Genomic DNA, 17,371 nt, shown 5'->3' on the forward strand with positions numbered 1-17,371 from the left:
CTCCTGATCGCCCAGCCCGACGTCCCGCCGCCTCGCGAGCTGCACCTGCACCGCCGGCAGCTCGCGAGGCGGCGGGACGTCGGGCTGGGCGATCAGGAGGGCGGCGAGGAACGCCGCGTGTCCGCCAAGACTCAGCATCCCCGTGACCAGGCGGCGGCGCTTCGCGTGGATGCGGGCGGCCTCGGTCACGGGGGCTTAGGCGGCCGCGTCGCGCTCTAGGAGAGCACGACGAGGACGACCCGGCGGTTCGCCTGGCGGCCCGCGCGGTCGCGGTTGGGCGCGACGGGCGAATCCGGACCGTACGAGATGGTGCTGATACGGTTCAGCGGCACGCCGTGCTGGTTGAGATAGCGGCGCACGGCCTCGGCGCGTTCCTCGCCCAGCCGGTAATTGAGGTCCTTTGGGCCGGTGGCGTCCGTATGGCCTTGAACCTCGATGTAGACGTTGCGGTTGTCGGTTTTCAGCTTATCGGCGATCGCATCGAGGCGGGCCTGCATCTCAGGGGTCAGGGTGGCCTTGGCCACGCCGAACTTGAAGCCGTCGTCGGACAGCACCTCGGAATAGAGGAACTTGCCCTCGGCCAGCTTGCCCGCCGCGGTGGCGCGGTCGAGCGCGTCCTTGGCCGTGCCCTCGACGCTGGCGACGCGGGTCTCGACGGTGTCGACCCGTCCAGCGACCACGTCGGTCTTGGCGCCGACCACGGCCACTTCTTCCCTGACGAACTTCTTTGTGGCGCACCCTCCCAGGCTCACCACACCCAGTAACGCCGCCCCCGCAATCATCACCTTCGACGTAGGGTGGATCATTCAATTCGCTCCGTTCCGGTTGGTCCCCCCGACCGTCGTTAAGCTTTGAACAACCATTCCATCAGGCCCGATCTGGGCCGTTTTCGGGCGCAGCTTGGCCGTGGGCGGCGGCCCATCGACCATCGGCGATGGCCGGTGCGCCCGCTTCCGTGCTAGGCTCGCCCCTTGAGTTTCCTGGGCGATGGCCTGCGCCAGACGCCAGCCGAACCGGCAGGAGCCTTGCGCCGCCACGCGCCCGATCGGGCCGGAGGTGAGCGATGGCTGTCGGAAATCACGTCGAAAATCCGTTCGAATATGTACTGAAGGGGCTGGCCGGCGCCTTTTCGCCGGGGCGGCGACGCAGCGATCCCGCGTCCCGCGCCGCGGCGCGGACGGCGCCCCAGGTGCGCCGGATCACGGCGGCCGACCTCTGGACGTCCCTGGGCAAGGGGGTCGACGACTTCGCCGCCGCGCGGGACGACGTGATCTTCATCGCGGTCGTCTATCCGCTGGCCGGCCTGGTGCTGGCGGCCGGCGCGTTCCGCTACGAGCTGCTGCCGATGATCTTTCCGCTGCTCTCGGGCTTCGCGCTGATCGGGCCGCTGGCGGCGATCGGCCTCTACGAGATCAGCCGCCGCCGCGAGCGGGGCGAGACGGTGAGCTGGATGGATGCGGCGGGCGTGCTGCGTTCGCCGGCGATCGGCCCCATCGTCGCCATGGGCCTGATCCTGGTGGGCCTGTTCGCCCTGTGGCTGATCACGGCCTACGCCATCAGCCTGCTGGCGTTCGGGGAGGGGCCGCCCGTGACCGTGGCAAGCTTCATCGACCAGGTGTTCGCCACCGGCGGGGGCTGGGCGATGATCGCCATCGGCATCGGCGTGGGCTTCCTCTTCGCGGTGGCGGCGCTGGCGATCAGCGTCGTCTCGTTCCCGCTGCTGCTGGACCGGAACGTGGACCTGGACGTGGCCATCCGGACCTCGTTGAAGGTCGTGGCCGAGAACCCCGGGACCATGGCGCTATGGGGCCTGGTCGTGGCGGGCTCGCTGGTCCTCGGCTCCCTGCCCGCGCTGCTCGGTCTGATCGTGGTGGTGCCGGTCCTGGGCCACGCGACCTGGCACCTCTACCGGCGGGCGGTGGCGCAGGACTGACCGCGCCGCCGCCAGCCGCCTGACCACGGCTTTCCCTTCACGTTCATAAAGCCAAGCTTCCGAAGCGGCTTGGCGGGGGTCCCGAAAGGCGCCAGACTTTACGAACATAAAGTCAGACCGCCCTCGACGGCGGCGCATTCGGGAGGTCCCTATGTCTCTTGCAAGCCGCCTGGCCGGCGCGTCGGTCATCGCCCTCGGTTCCGCCCTGCCGTGGGCGGCGCAGGCCCAGGCTCCGCCGTCGGAGGTGGAGGAGGTCGTGGTCACCGGTTCCTTCATCGCCGGCACGCCGAAGGACACCGCGATCCCGGTGGCGGTGATCGGGCAGGACGAACTGGAACGGCGTGGCTCGCCCACCGTGCTCGAGATCCTCAAGACCCTGCCGGTGATGGGGCCGGTGCTGGGCGACTCCAACCAGTTCTCTGCGGTGGCACAGGCGGGCGGCGCGGGGCGCGGCTCGATCAACCTGCGGGGCCTCGGGCCGCAGCGGACGCTGGTGCTGCTGAACGGCCGCCGGTTCGCGGGCTATACGGCCGACACCAACCTGCTGCCCGCCGCCGCCATCGGCCGGGTCGAGGTGCTGAAGGACGGGGCGGCGGCGACCTACGGCTCGGACGCCATCGGCGGGGTCGCCAACTTCATCACCCGCAAGAACTTCGAGGGGCTGGACGTGGCGGCCGACTATCGGCTGGTCCCGGATTCCGACGGCGGGGACTACACCGCCAGCGCGCTCTACGGGTGGGTGGGCGACACGTCGAACCTGATGCTCAGCGTCGGCTACCAGCATCGGGGCGAGCTGTCGCTGACGCAGCGGGATTGGGCGATCCCGTCCTATTTCGACAATCCGTCAGGCTGGTCCGTGCTGGGCAATCCGGGCACGTTCACGCTGCGCAACGGCCCCGGCGGGACCGGTGCGACCGTGGGCTCGGCGGTGGATGCGAACTGCGCGGCCGTGGGCGGCCAGCCGGGCTTCAGCGGCAATTCCCCAGTCTGCTACTACAGCTACCTGCCGTTCGATAACATCGTCGAGGAGACGGACCACTTCCAGGCCTACGGCGAGTTCAACGCCGACGTGGGCGAGACCGCCAAGTTCCACGTCGAGGCGCTGTACGCGCAGATCTCCCTGCCGGACTACCGCGGCTCTTCCAGCTATCCGCAGACCTCAGGCCCGAACGGGCCGGGCAGCGCCAACGTGTTCAGCGTGCCGGCCTCGAACCCCGGCTTCGCGACGTTCCTCGCCCAGACGGGCAACGCCGGCCTGATCGGGACGGCTCAGAGCGCCTTGGCCACGTTCTGGCGACCGCTGGGGAACGGCGGCAACCCCACCACGGGCGGCCGCGGCGGCCAGAGCCAGAGCCGCAAGTACGAGGAATTCCGCGTCTCAGCCGACGTGAAGGGCGAGACCGGCTTCCGCGGCGTCGGCTACGAGGTGGCAGTCACCTACATCCGCGAGAAGGCCGACAGCCAGACGTCGGACATCCTGATCGACCGGCTGCAGCGGGCGCTGAACGGCCTGGGCGGCCCGGCCTGCAGTGGGACCACGCCGGGCGCCAACGGCTGCCAGTACTACAACCCGTTCTCCAACGGCTACGCGGGCAACCCGGCGCTGGGGCTCGCCAACCCGGGCTTCACGGCGGCGAACGCCAATTCGCCCGAACTGATCGGCTGGCTGTTCGATCGGCAAAGGACGCTGGTGGAGCAGGACACCTTCGTGGTGGACGCGGTGCTGAACGGGCGCCTGCCCATCGCCCTGCCGGGGGGCGAGATCGGCTGGGCGGCCGGAGCGCAGTACCGCAAGGTGGACTTCGACCAGGACATCCCGAACCCGCTGCAGAACAGCCTGGTGACCCCTTGCCCCGTGCCGGGAGTGACCACCTGCGCCTTCCGGACGGGGCCCTACATCTTCCTGGGCCAGGCCGCGCCGCTGAAGCTGGAGCAGAGCGTCTATGCGCTGTTCGGCGAACTGAACCTGCCGGTGACCGACGCGCTCAACGCCCAGGTGGCGCTGCGCTACGAGGACTACGGCGGAGCGACCGGCTCGACCCTCAATCCGCAGTTCCGCGGCAAGTGGCAGGTGACCGACTGGGCGGCGATCCGCGGCTCGGTGGGCACCTCGTTCCGCGGGCCGACGGCGAACAACGTGGCGCCCACGGGCACGACCACCCTCTCGGGCATCCTGGCGGCGGGCAACAACTTCAAGTCGGTCGACAACTTCGGCAACCCGGACACCGGGCCCGAAAAGGCCCTGACCTACAGCGTGGGCGCCATCGTTCAGGCTGGGGGCCTCACCGCCACGGTGGACTACTGGTACTATCGCCTGAAGGACCAGATCACCCAGGTCCCGGCCAACATCATCGCCACGGCGGTGGGCGGCGTGGGCAACGGGACCCAGGTGGTCAACTGCGGCCACGCGCTGCGCTCGCTCATCACCTTCAACAACGGCAACGCCTGCGTTCAGGGCGTGACGATAGGCAATGACATCGCCCGGGTCCGCTCGGACACCACCAACGGTCCCACCATCACGACCACCGGCCTGGACGTGGACGTGAACTACCGGTTCGACGAGGTCGCGGGCGGCACGCTCGATGTCGGCGCCAACGTCAGCTACGTCTTCGAATACAAGCAGGCCGAGTTCATCTTCGGCGGAGTGCGGGTGTCGGGCGCCTACGACGCGGTCGGCTTCACCAACTACGACCGGCTGCCGGGCACCATTCCCGACTGGCGCGGCCAGTTCTATGCGGACTACAGCCGCGGGCCCCACAACCTGCGCTGGACCACCACCTATGTGGACGACGTGAACGACAACCGCGGGCCGACCACGGTGCAGACCGGCCCGTCGACCAACTGCAACGTGGCGAACGCAACGGCGGGAACGGCGACCAACTGCCGCCTCGTGACCTTCGGCCTGCGCGTGAAGCCGTTCATCTCGCACGACGTGACCTACCGGCTCTCGCTGGCCAATGACGTGACCCTGACCGCCTCGGTGTTCAACCTGCTCGACCGCGATCCGTCGAAGGCGCGGCTGGAGCCCAGCTACGACCCGTTCGTCGGCAACCCGCTGGGCCGGACGTTCAAGGTGGGAGCCCGCAAGCGGTTCTGAGACCGCTCAGGTCGCGAGAAGGCCGTTGAACAGCACGTCCACCACGGTGCGCGTGTAGCGCTTGATCTCGTCCTCGTCGGGATCGGCGCCCAGCACGGTGCGGATGGTGATCTTGTTGGTGAAGAAGTCGCGGCAGGCGCCGACGATGATGAAGTAGGCGAGGGCGGGGTCCACCGCGCGGAACCGGCCCTCGGCCACGCCGCGCTCGATGATCGCGCGCTGGGCGGCCGCGAGCGGGGCGACGAAGGTCTCCTTGATCTCGCGGGCGGCGGCCGAGTCCTCGTCGCGCAGCAGCAGGTTCAGCAACTGGTTCAGATAGGGACGGCGCGCGTAGTTGCGGATGATGCCGGAGATGTGGATGCGCAGCATCTCCTCGGGCGGGATGTCCATCTCGGTGAGGCGGGTGAGCTGCTCCAGCGCGCGCTCGGTGTCGCGCCGGGCCAGGGCCAGCAGGAGCTGCTGCTTGGCGCCGAAATGGTAGGTGACCAGTGGCGCGGTCACGCCCGCTCGCCGGGCGATGGCGCTGAGGGAGACGTGGACGGACTCCGCCTCGGTCATCACCGCGCTGGCCGCCTCCAGCAACTGGTCGCGCCCGGAACGGTCGTCGGCCCGCGGAGCTCGAGCTGGGGTTTTGCCGGCCATGGCGCCGGATAGCCCGGGACGGGGACGAAATCCATCGCCCCGTCCGGACGGCGGCCGATCAGCCCTGGTCGCTCCGCCGCGCGGTGCGGACGGTCACGGTCTCGGCGCGGCCGGCGCGCAGGACCTGGAGGGTGAGCTGAGCGCCGGGGGGCGCATCGGCGATGGCGCGGAGCAGGCCGCCGGCGCTGGCGATGGCCGTTCCTCCGACCGCGACCACGACGTCGCCCGGGCGCAGCCGGCCCGAGGCGGGTCCGCCCGACGCGACGCCGACGATCACAGCGCCGCGGCGGCCGCGGGCGTCGAGCCGGGTGGCGAGGGCGGGGGTCAGGTCCTGGACGCCGACGCCCAGGTAGCCACGGGTGACGCGGCCCTCGGCGATCAGCTGCTGGGTGACCCGTTCGGCGAGGTCGGACGGGATGGCGAAGCCGATGCCCACCGAGCCCCCGCTAGGGGAGAAGATCGCCGAATTGACGCCCACCACCCGGCCCTGGAGGTCGAAGGACGGGCCGCCTGAGTTGCCGCTGTTGATCGGGGCGTCGATCTGCAGATAGCCCACATAGGTCTCACCGATCTCCCGGCCGCGGGCCGAAACGATGCCGGCAGTGGCCGTGCCGCCCAGGCCGAAGGGATTGCCCACCGCCACCACCCAGTCGCCCACCTCGGGCAGGGCGGAGCGGGCGAAGCTGACGTAGGGCAGGTCGCGCCCGTCGATCTTGACCACGGCGAGGTCGGTGGGCGGGTCGCGGCCGATGACGCGGGCGGGGAACTGGCGCCCGTCGGCCAGGCTGACGACCATCTCGGTCGCGCCCTCCACCACGTGGTTGTTGGTGACGACATAGCCGTCGGCGCTGATCAGGAACCCCGATCCTGCGCCGCGGCGTACGGGCGTGGGACCGGCCAGGCCAGGCGGCAGTAGCTCTAGCCAGGGCGTGTCGGCCTGGGCGACGCTCAGGGTGTCGATGGAGACGACGGCGGGCGAGACGCGTTTGACGATGGGGGCGAAGGAGTCCGGCGCGCCGCCGGCGGGCGTCGCGATGGCGGGGACGTCGATGGGACCCTTGTCCCCAGCGGCGGGCGCGGTGGGCCTGCGCTCGCAGCCGGTGAGCAGCGCCAGGGCGGCGCACGCGACGATCAGGGACTTCTGCAATGGCGTCTCCCGGGAAGTGGAGTGGCGGGCGCCCCCGCGATGATGGTCAAATGTCGCTGGCGGCCATCGGCTGCAAGCGCCGCTCTCCCGCGGGGCGCGCGTTGCCCTGGAGGTCCCTCAACTTTTCGCCCCGGCCGTGTCTGTCTGGCGGCAGGTCGTTCGTCGACGGAGTGATGGGCCGAAGACGGCCGAAGCTCAGCTAGGAGATTATCCCATGCGTTACATGTTCATCGTCCGCTCTGGCCATCAGGGCCCGCCCACGCCTGAACTGATGGAGGCGATGGGCGACCTGGCCGCCGAGGAGATCCGCGCCGGCCGGATGATCGACCAGGGCGGCCTCCTGCCCATGCCCATGGGCGCCGAGATCTCGCTGAAGGGCGACAAGGTGTCGGTGCTGGACGGGCCGTTCGTGGAATCGAAGGAGATCATCGGCGGCTACGCCATCTTCGACTTCCCCGCCAAGGAGGAGGCGATCGCCTCGGCCGTGCGGTTCATGGAGCTGCATCGCAAGCACATGCCGGGCTGGGAAGGCGTCTGCGAGATGCGTCCGATGGCCGCGCAGGGTGTCGAGACCGAGGCCTGCGCGAACATGCCGGCCGCCTGAGAGCATTTTCCCGCCGCGTAGCGGCGGGCGCAAACGAGAGAGGGGTAGCGATGCGATTCATGTTCATGGTTCGGTCCGGCCACCGGGAGCCGCCGACGCCGGAGCTGTTGGAGGCGATGGGGGACTTGGTCGGGCGCGAGATGCAGGCCGGGCGGCTGATCGACACCGGTGGCTTGATGCCCCCGGCGATGGGCGCCGAGATCAGCGTCAAGGATGGCAAAGTCCATATATTGGACGGGCCGTACGTGGAGTCCAAGGAGGTCGTCGGCGGGTACGCGATCTTCGAGCTTTCCGGAAAGGATGAAGCCCTGGTCCTGGCGACCGAGTTCATGGAGATGCACGCTGCCCACCTGCCGGGTTGGGAGGGGACGTGCGACCTTCGGATGATGGCGACGGCGTGACCTCGCCGCGACGGCGTCGGACGGACGTGACGGCGCGAGAAGCCGCGGCGACCCACCGGATGGTCCTGGCCGTCTGGCGGATCGAGCAGCCGCGGCTGCTGGCCGGGCTGGCCCGGATGCTGCGCGACGTCCCGCTGGCCGAGGAGCTGGTGCAGGAAGCCCTGGTGGCGGCCCTGGAGACCTGGCCCTCGACCGGCGCGCCCCAGAATCCCGGCGCCTGGCTGATGACCACGGCCAGGCGCCGGGCGCTGGACCACCTCCGGCGCGACAAGATGCTGGCTCGCAAGCACGCGGCGCTGGCGCGGACGCTGGAGGTCGAGGAGCAGGCGATGCCCGACCTCGACGCGCGCCTGGACGACGACATCGGGGACGAGCGGCTGCGGCTGATCTTCACCGCCTGCCACCCGATCCTGCCCCGGGAGGCGAGGGCGGCGCTGACGTTGCGGATGATCTGCGGCCTGACCACCGAGGAGATCGCTCGGGCGTTCCTGCAGACCGAGGGGGCGGTCGGCCAGAGGATCACCCGGGCCAAGCGGACGCTGTCGGAGTCGGGCCTGGAATACGAGACGCCCCGGGGCGAGGAACTGGCGCGCCGGATGGGATCGGTGCTGGAGGTCGTGTACCTGATCTTCAACGAGGGCTATGCGGCCACGCGCGGCGACGACTGGATGCGGCCGCAGCTGATGCACGAGGGCCTGCGGCTGGGCCGGATCCTGGCCGGGATCGCGCCGCGGGAGCCCGAGGTCCACGGCCTGCTGGCGTTGATGGAGCTGAACGCCTCGCGGGCGGCGGCGCGGGCTGGGCCGGACGGGGCGCCGATCCTGCTGCCGGACCAGAACCGCGATCTGTGGGACTGGGCGCAGATCCGCCGCGGGCTAGTGGCGCTGGGTCGGGCGCAGGCGCTCGGCGGAGAGGGCGGATTTCATGCCCTGCAGGCGGCGATCGTGGCGTGCCATGCGAGGGCGCGGCGGCCGGAGGACACCGACTGGGGGCGGATCGCAAGGCTGTACGGCGTGCTTGCGCGGGGCTGGCCTTCGCCGGTGGTCGAGCTGAACCGCGCCATCGCGGTGGGCTTCGCCGAGGGACCGGCTGCGGGCCTTGCGGTGCTGGACGCTGTGGCGGAGGCGCCGGCCCTGCAGCGTTATCATCTGTTGCCGAGCGTGCGGGGCGATCTGCTGCTGCGGCTGGGCCGGAAGGGGGAGGCGCGGGCCGAGTTCCTGCGCGGCGCGGCGCTGGCCGGGAACGCGCGGGAGCGGGCGTTTCTGGCCCGCCGGGCGGACGATTGCAGCTGAGCGACCGTACCAAATCTTCAATTTTTGAAACAGGGCTGCAATGCGTGGGCGATAGGCCAGTCGCGCCGGTGGAACGCCGGCGTGGGCGCATTGCCGGATCGGCGGGGCGGCCGTAAAATCGGTATGAACGCGGCGACTTGAGATCGCGGCGAACAAGATGGGGAGATGAGGCCATGCAAAAGGTGGTCGTCGCAGCACTTGGGAGCCTCCTGCTGGCCGGCGTCGCCGCCGCGCCGCTGACCGCCGCCGCCGAGGGCGCGAAGGCCGCCCCCGCCAAGGCCGGCTCTGCGTGGAAGACGCCCCGGAACGCCTTCGGCCAGCCGGACATCTCCGGGTTCTGGAGCAATGCGACCCTGACGCCGCTGACGCGCCGGCCGCAGTTCAAGGACCAGCTCAACTACACCCCCGAGCAGGTGAAGGAGATGGAAGCCAACGCGGCCGCCGAGGTCGAGGAGGGCAACCAGGACACCGACCCGAACGCCCCGGCGGAGGCGCCCAAGACGCCGCCGGGCGCCAACATCCGCCCCGAGTTCGCCGCCGCCGGCGGGGACGTGGGCGGCTACAACCGCGGCTGGCTGGATCCGGGCAGCCATGTGATGCGCGTGAACGGCGAGCCGCGGACCTCGCTGATCACGACGGCCAACGGCCAACCGCCGCCACGCAAGGCGGGCGCCCCGCCCGCGCCGCGTTTCGGCGGCGGCATGGGATCGTTCGACCATCCCGAGACGCGCTCGCTGGGCGAGCGCTGCATCATGTCGTTCGGCCGTAACGCCGGGCCGCCGATGTTCCCGAACGGCTTCTACAACAACAACTACCAGATCCTTCAGACGGCCGACGCGGTGGTCATCGAAGTCGAGATGAACCACGACGTGCGCCAGATCCGGCTGAACTCGAAGCACCGGGCCGACGACGTGCGGCCCTACATGGGCGATTCCATCGGCTGGTACGACGGCGAGACCCTGGTGGTGGAGACCACCCACATTCCGCAGGCCCAGCACTTCATGGGGTCGTGGAAGAACCTGAAGATCACCGAGAAGTTCACCCGGGTGGGGCAGCACCGCCTGCACTACCAGTTCACGGTCGAGGACCCCGACACCTGGGACAAGCCGTGGGGCGGGGAGTACGAATTCTCGCCGCTGGACGGGCGGATCTACGAGTACGCCTGCCACGAGGGCAATTACGCCCTGCCGGGAATCCTGGCCGGGGCGCGCGCCGAGGAGGCCGAGAAGGCCAAGGCCGCCGCGGACAAGGCGGAGGCCGACAGGGCCGCTGCGGCGAAGGCCGGGGCGGGCAAGAAGGCCAAGTCGGGCGACTGACGTCCGGCTGGCGGGACATCTGGGCGGGCCCGGGATCGCTCCCCGGCCCGATGCGTTGAGGGGCGAACGCTTCCAGACAGGGACCCGTCCATGAAGATCATTCTCGCCCTCGCAGCGACCGCGGCCCTCGGCCTGGCAGGCTGCGAACGGTCCACCGGCACCGCGCCGCAGGGGTCGGACGTGGCCGCCGCCATGCCGGACACGACCCAGCCGCGCGACCCGAACGCACAGATGACCGCGCCGGACGCCGGGGCGACCGGCGCCGTGCCCGCCGACGGCTCGCCGCCGCCGGTCGCGACGACTCCGGCGGACCAGCTCGCCACCGCGCCGGCCACCGAAGCGCCCAAATAGGCGCGAAAGCTGCGGCGAACGGTCGCAGCCTCGGCGGCGTGGCGGCTCGGGGCGTTCACCGCCCTGAAAGCGTGTTGGCGTTTACCCTGCTTCCTGGCGCCCCGGCGCCGGGAGAGGGATCGATCTTGAGTAGCAGCGTGCCGCCTGCGCCCGAGGGCGCGTTCGCCTTCATCGCGGAGCAGACCAGCGACGTGATCGTGCGGACCAGCGCGGAGGGCGTCCTGACCTATGTGTCGCCCGCCGTGCGGCGCTATGGCTACCAGCCCGAGGACCTGATCGGCAGGTCGCAGGGCGCCCTGGTCCATCCCGACGACGCCGCGGACCTGGCCTGGAAGAACGCAGAGCTGTTCCGGGGCGAACTGGACCCCACCCTCAGGCGCGAGCATCGTTTCAGGGCGGCCGACGGCCGGTGGATCTGGTTCGAGGGCAATCCGAAGATCATCTTCGGCGAGGACGGCCGGGTGATCGAGGTCATCAACATCTTCCGGGACATATCCAGCCGCCGCGCCCTCGAGGTGAAGGCGCGGGAGCAGGCCGAGGTGTTCGAGGCCGCCTTCACCCATGCGGCCATCGGCATGGCGCTGGTCGGCCTGGATGGGCGGTTTCTGCGTCTGAACGAGGCCTTCTGCCGGATCGCCGGCTATCCTGAAGAGACGCTGCTGACGCTGGACTTCCAGACGATCACCCATCCCGAGGATCTGGACACCGATCTCGACCTGCTGCGGCAGCTGACCCGCGGCGAAATCGACAGCTATCGCATGGACAAGCGCTACCTGAACGCCAGCGGCGAGACGGTGTGGGTGGGACTGGCGGTATCGATCGTCCGCGACGCCGACGGCGCGGCCCGGCACTACGTGGCCCAGGTCACCGACCAGTCGGAACGGCGCCGGGCGGAACAGGCCATGCGGGAGAGCGAGGCGCGCTACCGCCTCATCGCCGAGAACACCTCCGACATGATCACCATGACGGACCTGACGGGAAAGACGCTGTACGCCAGCCCGAGCGTGCGGCAGACGGGCTGGACGCCGGAGGAGCTGGAAGGCCGCTCGTTCGCCTACAGCGTGCATCCGGACGATGCGCCGGAGGTCTACCGGACGTTCAAGCGCCTGCTGGCGGATGGCCAGGCCACCCGGGTGCGCTGGCGCGGCCTGGATCGGGAGAGCGGCGAATACAGGTGGCTGGAATCGAACCCCAGCCTGGTGCGCGATCCCGAAACGGGCGAGCCGACCGGATTCCTCGACACCATCCGCAGCATCAGCGTGCAGGTCGAGCACGAGGAGGCCGTGGCCAAGGCGCGCGCCGAGGCCGAAGCGGCGGCGGCGGCCAAGTCGCAGTTCCTGGCCAACATGAGCCACGAGATCCGCACGCCGCTGACCGCCGTGCTGGGGTTCACCAACCTGCTGCGGGAAATGGAGCTTCCCGAGGCGGCGGCCGGCTATGTGCGGCGGATCGCGGGGGCGGGCAACGCCCTGCTCGCCATCGTCAACGACATCCTGGACTTCTCGAAGCTGGAGGCGGGCAAGTTCGAGATCCGGCCGCGGCCGACCAGCCTGGCCGAGGTCTGCGAGGAGACGCTGCAGCTGTTCTCCAGCCAGGCGGACGCCAAGGGCCTGTCGATGGTCTTCGAACCCGGTCCGGGCGTGCCGCGCGCGGCGATGCTGGACGCGGACCGGCTGCGACAGCTGCTGATCAACCTCATCGGCAACGCCATCAAGTTCACCGAGCAGGGCGGTGTCACCTTGCGGGCGGCGCCCGCGGGGGGCGGTCGGGTCGGCCTCGAGGTCGCCGACACCGGCCCGGGCCTGGACGACGAGGCCCAGGCGCAGCTGTTCCAACGCTTCACCCAGATCGACGGCTCCGTGGCCCGGACCCATGGCGGCACCGGCCTGGGCCTGGCCATCAGCCGCGGCATCACCGAGGCCATGGGCGGCGTCATCTCAGTCCGTAGCCGCCCCGGCGAAGGGGCGACGTTCCGGGTCGAGCTGCCGGCGCCCGCCGCCGAGAGCGCCGAGGACCTGGCCGGCGAGGACGCGCCGATCTCGATCGACGGTCTGCGCATCATGGTGGTCGACGACAACCCCGTGAACCGCGAGCTGAGCCGCCGGATCCTGGAGGCCGCCGGCGCCCACGTGAGCGAGGCCGCCGACGGGGCGGCTGGCCTGGCGCACCTGGCGCAGCTGCCGGTGGACGTGGTGCTGATGGACCTTCGCATGCCCGGGCTGGACGGCCGCGCCACCCTGCGGGAGCTTCGCGCCGGAGCGGGGCCGAACCGGGGCGCGCCGGTCCTGGCGTTCACGGCCGACGCCGACCTGGAGGGCGACGGCGAGCTTGCGGGCTTCGACGGCCTGGTGCGCAAGCCGATCCAGCCGCTGGAGATGTACTGCGCCATCGCCCGCGCCGCCCAGGGGGCGCTGTGCGACGAAGACGCCGGGACCCGCGCGGCGAGCTGAGCGCGCGTCAGGCCACCGGCGCCCGGAGTCGGCAGACCAGGCCCGAGCGGGCGTAGTCGATCGCCGCCGGCGCGCCGAGCTCGGCGGTGAGCCCCGAGAGGAGGCGCGAGCCGAACCCCTTCGTCGCCGGCGCGGACACGGGCGGCCCGCCCGTCTCACGCCATTCCAGGTCGAGCGCCTGGCCGGCCGGGCAGAGCGCCCACCGCAGGCCCACGCGTCCCTGCCGCGCCGAGAGCGCCCCGTACTTCTGCGCGTTGGTCGCCAGCTCGTGCAACGCCATCGAAAGGGCGAGGGCCACCTGCGGCGGCACCCTGGCGCGGGGGCCTTCGATGTCGATCCGCGGACCCTCCGGGCCGTCGAAGGGCTGCACCGCCTCGCGGGCGATGTCGGCGATCTCGGCGCTCTCCCAGTTCTGGCGGGTGAGCACGTTGTGCGCCGCGGACAAGGCCAGGAGCCGTTCCGTCAACCGCTCGCGCGCGTCGGCCATGGACACGCCCTCGCGCAGGGTTTGCCGTGCGAGCGACTGGATCGTGGCGAGCGTGTTCTTGACGCGGTGGTTCAGTTCGTTGACCAGCAGCCGCTGGCGCTCGGCGGCCTGCCGCTCCTCGGTGATGTCCTGGGCGAGGCCCACGTAGCCGCGGAACGCGCCGGCTTCGTCGAAACGGGCGCTGGAGACGGTGCGGAGCCAGCGCCACTCGCCGCGAATGCGGAAGCGGGCTTCCCAACTCGTCGGCTCGCGCGTGGCGCGGGCTTTGTCGCGGGCCGCATGGATGAGATCGCCGTCCTCCGTGTGCAGCAAGCCCAGCCAGGCGTCGCCTGTGAGCTCTTCCAAGGGCAGACCCGCCAAGTTGCGGAAGGCCCGGTTGGCGAACTCCAGGCCGCCGTCCGCCCCGGTGACCCAGATCGGCAGAGGCGCGCTGTCGGCCATGTCGCGGAAGCGGGCCTCGCTCTCGGCCAGGCGGGCCGCGTGCTCGCGCTCGCGGCGGGCCCGTTCGCGCCGTTCGGTGACGTCCCGGAAGGTGACGCCCAGACCGTCCTCCAGGGGGAAGGCGCGCAGATGGAACCAGACGCCCGGATGGAGTTCGGAGGGAGCCTCCACCTCCACCTCGGCCTGGGAGGTCATGGCGCGCTCGAGGAAGGATCGCATTTCGCGGTCGTCGCCCAGCTCGGGCAGATCCCAGGCCACCCGCCCGACGGCCTCTTCCCGGCGCAGGCCGTAGTGGGCCTGGGCGCTGCTGTTGCAGTAGGTGACCCGCCAGTCGGCGTCGAAGGCCATGAAGCCGTCGCCGATGCTGTCGAGCAACTCGGCCATGTGGCGATCCTGGGCCGCCTGGTTAAGCGCCGGCGATCCGGGGATGGCGACCTCCATGGGAAACGCAATTGCCGGTTGACGTTGACCGTAGCGCGGGTGTGGCCGCAACCCCAACTGGGTTCGGTTCGTGACGTGCGGCGCAGCCTGTGTCTTGATCAGCGACGAAATCGTACAGGCGTGGGAAAACGTTGAAGAAGGCCAAGCCAGATCCCGAGGCCGACGCACGGCTGGCCGCGGTGCTGGAGAGCATCAGCGACGTCTATTACGCCGTCGACCGCGAGTGGCGGATGGTGCTCTTCAACCGCGCGGCCGAGGAGTTCTTCGGCATGGCCCAGGGCGACATCCTGGGCCGCGACTTCTGGGAGCTGTTTCCGGCCGGGCGCGGGACCGAGTTTGGGCGGCTGCTGGAAACCGCGATGAGCGACCGCAAGCCCGGCCGGCTGACCGCGCCGTCGGCCCTGCGCGCCGGACGGACGGTGGAGGTGCGCGTCTCTCCGTTGGGCCTGGACGGCGTCGGCGTGGCGATCAACGACATCACCGAGCGGGCCGACGCCGAGCGCGCCATGCGGCGCAGCCAGCATCGCCTGGACCTGGCGGTGGAGGCGCACGGCATCGGCATCTTCGACTGGCACATCCCCAGCGGGAAGCTGGTGTGGAACCGGGAGGAAGAGGCGGTGTTCGGCCTGCTCCCGGGCAGCTTCGGCGGCGACATCGCCGACTGGCGCAAGCAGGTCCTGGCCGAAGACGTGGGACCGATGGAGGCGCGGATGTCCGCCGCCATGGCGGCGCGCGAGCCGACGATGTCGTTCGACTTCCGCATCCGCCGGCCGGACGGGGCGGTGCGCTGGGTGGAGGGCGCCGCGCGCTTCATCTACCTTCCCGACGGGACGCCCTACCGCATGGTCGGCACCAACATGGACGTCACCGACCGAAAGATGGCCGAGCAGCGCCAGCGGCTGCTGATCAACGAGCTGAACCATCGGGTGAAGAACACCCTGGCCATCGTGCAGGGCATCGCCTGGCAGTCGTTCCGCCACAGCGGTGCGCCGCGCAGTGCGGTCGAGGCCTTCGAGGGCCGGCTCGCGGCCCTGGCGGCGGCGCACGACGTCCTGACGCGACAGAGCTGGGAAGCGGCCTCCATCGCCAGCATCGTCGCCGGCGCCGTGGCCCCGCACCACCCGGGCGACGGGCGGCTGACGGCCGAAGGGCCCGTACTGGAGCTGGAACCCAAGACGGCCGTGGCGCTGGGCCTGGCCGTGCACGAGCTGGCGACCAATGCGGTGAAGTATGGGGCGCTTTCGACCGACGCCGGCCGGGTGGAGGTGCGCTGGACGGCGCGGGGCCGCAAGCTGGAGCTGACGTGGCGCGAGACGGGCGGCCCGCCGGTGTCGGCGCCGCCGCACAGGGGATTTGGGGCTCGCCTGCTGGAGCAGGGGCTGTCGGAGGAGTTGGGCGGGCGTGTCCGGCTGGAGTTCCTGCCGCAGGGCGTGACCTGCGTGGTGGAGGCGAAGCTGGACGGCTAGGTCAGGCCGCCTGGCTCTCGTGCATGTCCGTCCCGAGGCTGAGCTCGAAGTCCTGGAGGGTATCGACGAGCTGGATCACGTTGGCCGCCAGCGGCTTGCCGCGCGGGAACTGATAGCGCCAATAGGTGGCGATGTGGCTGACGAGGCCGCAGCCGTCGCCCAGCGACAGGAACATCTCGGGCGACTTCAGCAGGAAGTCGCGGAAGGCCAGGGCGTTGCCGTCGACGGTGAGCTGGGAGAACACCTCGTCGTAGACGCCCAGATGGCCCATGACGGACTTCACCTGCCGTTCCATCTTCTGGCGCAGGCGGTTCTTGAGGGCCTCGAGCTCGTGGGCGGTCTCGGAATCGATCGGGCCGATGACCCGCACGCGGCCCAGTTCGCTGAACACGTCGCGGAGGTTTCCCCACAGGGTGTTGAGAACCCACTTGTAGTAGAGGAAGCCCTTCCAGGCGAAAATCCCCTCCTTGTAGTTCTCCTTCTCCAGCCGGAGCGTGAGGCGCAGGGGCTCAAGGCGGTCGTCGGTCTTGGCCGAGAGCAGGGCCTCCACCAGGCGCGCGATATTGCCTTCCTGCCCCTCGGCGTCGCGGTAGGCGAGCTCGATCAGCTTGGCGATCTCGGCGCCGACGAACCGCTGCATGCGGGCGAGATCGGGGGCGGAGATTTCGAAGTGGCTGGGGCTGATGTCGAAGCCGCGCCGCTTCATATGCTCGCGCAGCAGGAACGGGTCGAGGGACGGCAACTCGTCGATGGCCTCGAGCACGGCCACGTCGCGGCCGAAGTCCGGCGCCTCGCCGCGCAGTTCCTCGAAGGCGTCCAGCCAACCGGTCTCGGAGACGAACACCGAACGTCCGCCGAGGCCCAGGTCCGACCGCTCGAACGGGATAATCAGCTTGGTGGCGGTGTAGCGGATGCGGTCGAACGCCTCGCGTTCCTGGTCGCGCAACCGGTGGCGCACGATCACTGCGCCGTTGAGGCTGGAGGCGACGAAGAAGGGGGCCTTCTCGTGGTCGGGATTGTTGGCGTTGCGAGCCGAGAGCGCCGCGAGATTCAGCACGCGGCTGGTCGACGCCGTCCGCTCCAGACCGCGGAGACTGCGATAAGTCCTGTCTGAGCCCTTGCCCACGTCCTGATATCCCGAGGCGCGAAGCGGCGGGGAGAGCCCGCTTCGTCGCGAGACCGAGTTCGTGCCTTGCAACTGCTAACCAAATTCCGCCGATTCGAGCCTCGGCGGCGGCGGGGGCGGCCGGCAGGCCGTTTCGCCTACTCATTTTGGGGGCGGAGGGGCGGATGGACTCCGGTG

The 17,371-nt window shown here is 70.4% G+C and carries 15 protein-coding genes; 9 read left to right on the forward strand and 6 right to left on the reverse strand.

Annotated features, from left to right (window positions below; genetic code table 11):
* A partial coding sequence (locus tag AX721_RS19405; protein WP_156467267.1) for a hypothetical protein occupies positions 1-189 on the reverse strand: 189 nt, incomplete at its 3' end.
* A 26-nt stretch (positions 190-215) separates the two neighbouring features.
* A complete protein-coding gene (locus AX721_RS19410) occupies positions 216-806 on the reverse strand; it encodes an OmpA family protein (protein ID WP_068877627.1) in 591 nt (196 codons plus the stop codon).
* Positions 807-1,063: 257 nt separating this feature from the next.
* Here AX721_RS19410 and AX721_RS19415 point away from each other — a divergent pair, with 257 nt between their 5' ends.
* Positions 1,064-1,933, forward strand: coding sequence for a DUF2189 domain-containing protein (locus AX721_RS19415; RefSeq protein ID WP_068877628.1), 870 nt, complete (start codon positions 1,064-1,066; stop codon positions 1,931-1,933).
* A gap of 151 nt (positions 1,934-2,084) precedes the next feature.
* Positions 2,085-5,030: a TonB-dependent siderophore receptor gene (locus tag AX721_RS19420; protein ID WP_068877629.1), complete on the forward strand. Its 2,946-nt coding sequence runs from the start codon at positions 2,085-2,087 to the stop codon at positions 5,028-5,030.
* 6 nt (positions 5,031-5,036) lie between these two features.
* Here the strand turns inward: AX721_RS19420 and AX721_RS19425 are convergent, their stop codons facing one another.
* Positions 5,037-5,672 (reverse strand): TetR family transcriptional regulator, encoded by a 636-nt coding sequence (locus AX721_RS19425; RefSeq protein ID WP_082765570.1) that lies wholly within the window; start codon positions 5,670-5,672, stop codon positions 5,037-5,039.
* A 58-nt stretch (positions 5,673-5,730) separates the two neighbouring features.
* Complete coding sequence (locus tag AX721_RS19430) at positions 5,731-6,819, reverse strand: S1C family serine protease (protein ID WP_068877631.1); 1,089 nt, start codon at positions 6,817-6,819, stop codon at positions 5,731-5,733.
* Positions 6,820-7,033: 214 nt separating this feature from the next.
* On the opposite strand from AX721_RS19430, the gene AX721_RS19435 reads away from it, so the two are divergent.
* The 6 genes from AX721_RS19435 to AX721_RS19460 all read left to right on the forward strand — a co-directional run bounded on the left by AX721_RS19435 (position 7,034) and on the right by AX721_RS19460 (position 13,233).
* Positions 7,034-7,423 (forward strand): YciI family protein, encoded by a 390-nt coding sequence (locus AX721_RS19435; protein ID WP_068877632.1) that lies wholly within the window; start codon positions 7,034-7,036, stop codon positions 7,421-7,423.
* Between the two features lie 59 nt (positions 7,424-7,482).
* Positions 7,483-7,824: a YciI family protein gene (locus AX721_RS19440; RefSeq protein ID WP_231733336.1), complete on the forward strand. Its 342-nt coding sequence runs from the start codon at positions 7,483-7,485 to the stop codon at positions 7,822-7,824.
* On the forward strand, positions 7,794-9,116 hold the full coding sequence (locus tag AX721_RS19445) for an RNA polymerase sigma factor (RefSeq protein ID WP_197422649.1): 1,323 nt from the start codon (positions 7,794-7,796) through the stop codon (positions 9,114-9,116). The genes AX721_RS19440 and AX721_RS19445 overlap by 31 nt, the downstream gene beginning before the upstream one ends.
* 173 nt (positions 9,117-9,289) lie before the next feature.
* Positions 9,290-10,432: a hypothetical protein gene (locus tag AX721_RS19450; protein WP_068877634.1), complete on the forward strand. Its 1,143-nt coding sequence runs from the start codon at positions 9,290-9,292 to the stop codon at positions 10,430-10,432.
* A 90-nt stretch (positions 10,433-10,522) separates the two neighbouring features.
* Positions 10,523-10,783, forward strand: coding sequence for a hypothetical protein (locus AX721_RS19455; protein WP_068877635.1), 261 nt, complete (start codon positions 10,523-10,525; stop codon positions 10,781-10,783).
* A gap of 125 nt (positions 10,784-10,908) precedes the next feature.
* Complete coding sequence (locus tag AX721_RS19460) at positions 10,909-13,233, forward strand: PAS domain S-box protein (RefSeq protein WP_156467268.1); 2,325 nt, start codon at positions 10,909-10,911, stop codon at positions 13,231-13,233.
* A 7-nt stretch (positions 13,234-13,240) separates the two neighbouring features.
* Here AX721_RS19460 and AX721_RS19465 read toward each other — a convergent pair whose 3' ends face one another.
* Positions 13,241-14,545: a sensor histidine kinase gene (locus AX721_RS19465; RefSeq protein WP_197422650.1), complete on the reverse strand. Its 1,305-nt coding sequence runs from the start codon at positions 14,543-14,545 to the stop codon at positions 13,241-13,243.
* A gap of 188 nt (positions 14,546-14,733) precedes the next feature.
* On the opposite strand from AX721_RS19465, the gene AX721_RS19470 reads away from it, so the two are divergent.
* On the forward strand, positions 14,734-16,068 hold the full coding sequence (locus tag AX721_RS19470) for a sensor histidine kinase (RefSeq protein ID WP_068877638.1): 1,335 nt from the start codon (positions 14,734-14,736) through the stop codon (positions 16,066-16,068).
* A gap of 1 nt (position 16,069) precedes the next feature.
* On the opposite strand, the gene AX721_RS19475 is transcribed toward AX721_RS19470, so the two are convergent.
* Positions 16,070-17,194 carry a hypothetical protein gene (locus AX721_RS19475; protein ID WP_068877639.1) on the reverse strand — a complete coding sequence of 375 codons (1,125 nt, stop codon included), beginning with the start codon at positions 17,192-17,194 and terminating at the stop codon, positions 16,070-16,072.
* Positions 17,195-17,371 lie beyond the last annotated feature (177 nt).

This window comes from Phenylobacterium sp. CCH9-H3 (genome assembly GCF_001557235.1).
In the GTDB taxonomy this organism is placed as follows: domain Bacteria; phylum Pseudomonadota; class Alphaproteobacteria; order Caulobacterales; family Caulobacteraceae; genus Phenylobacterium.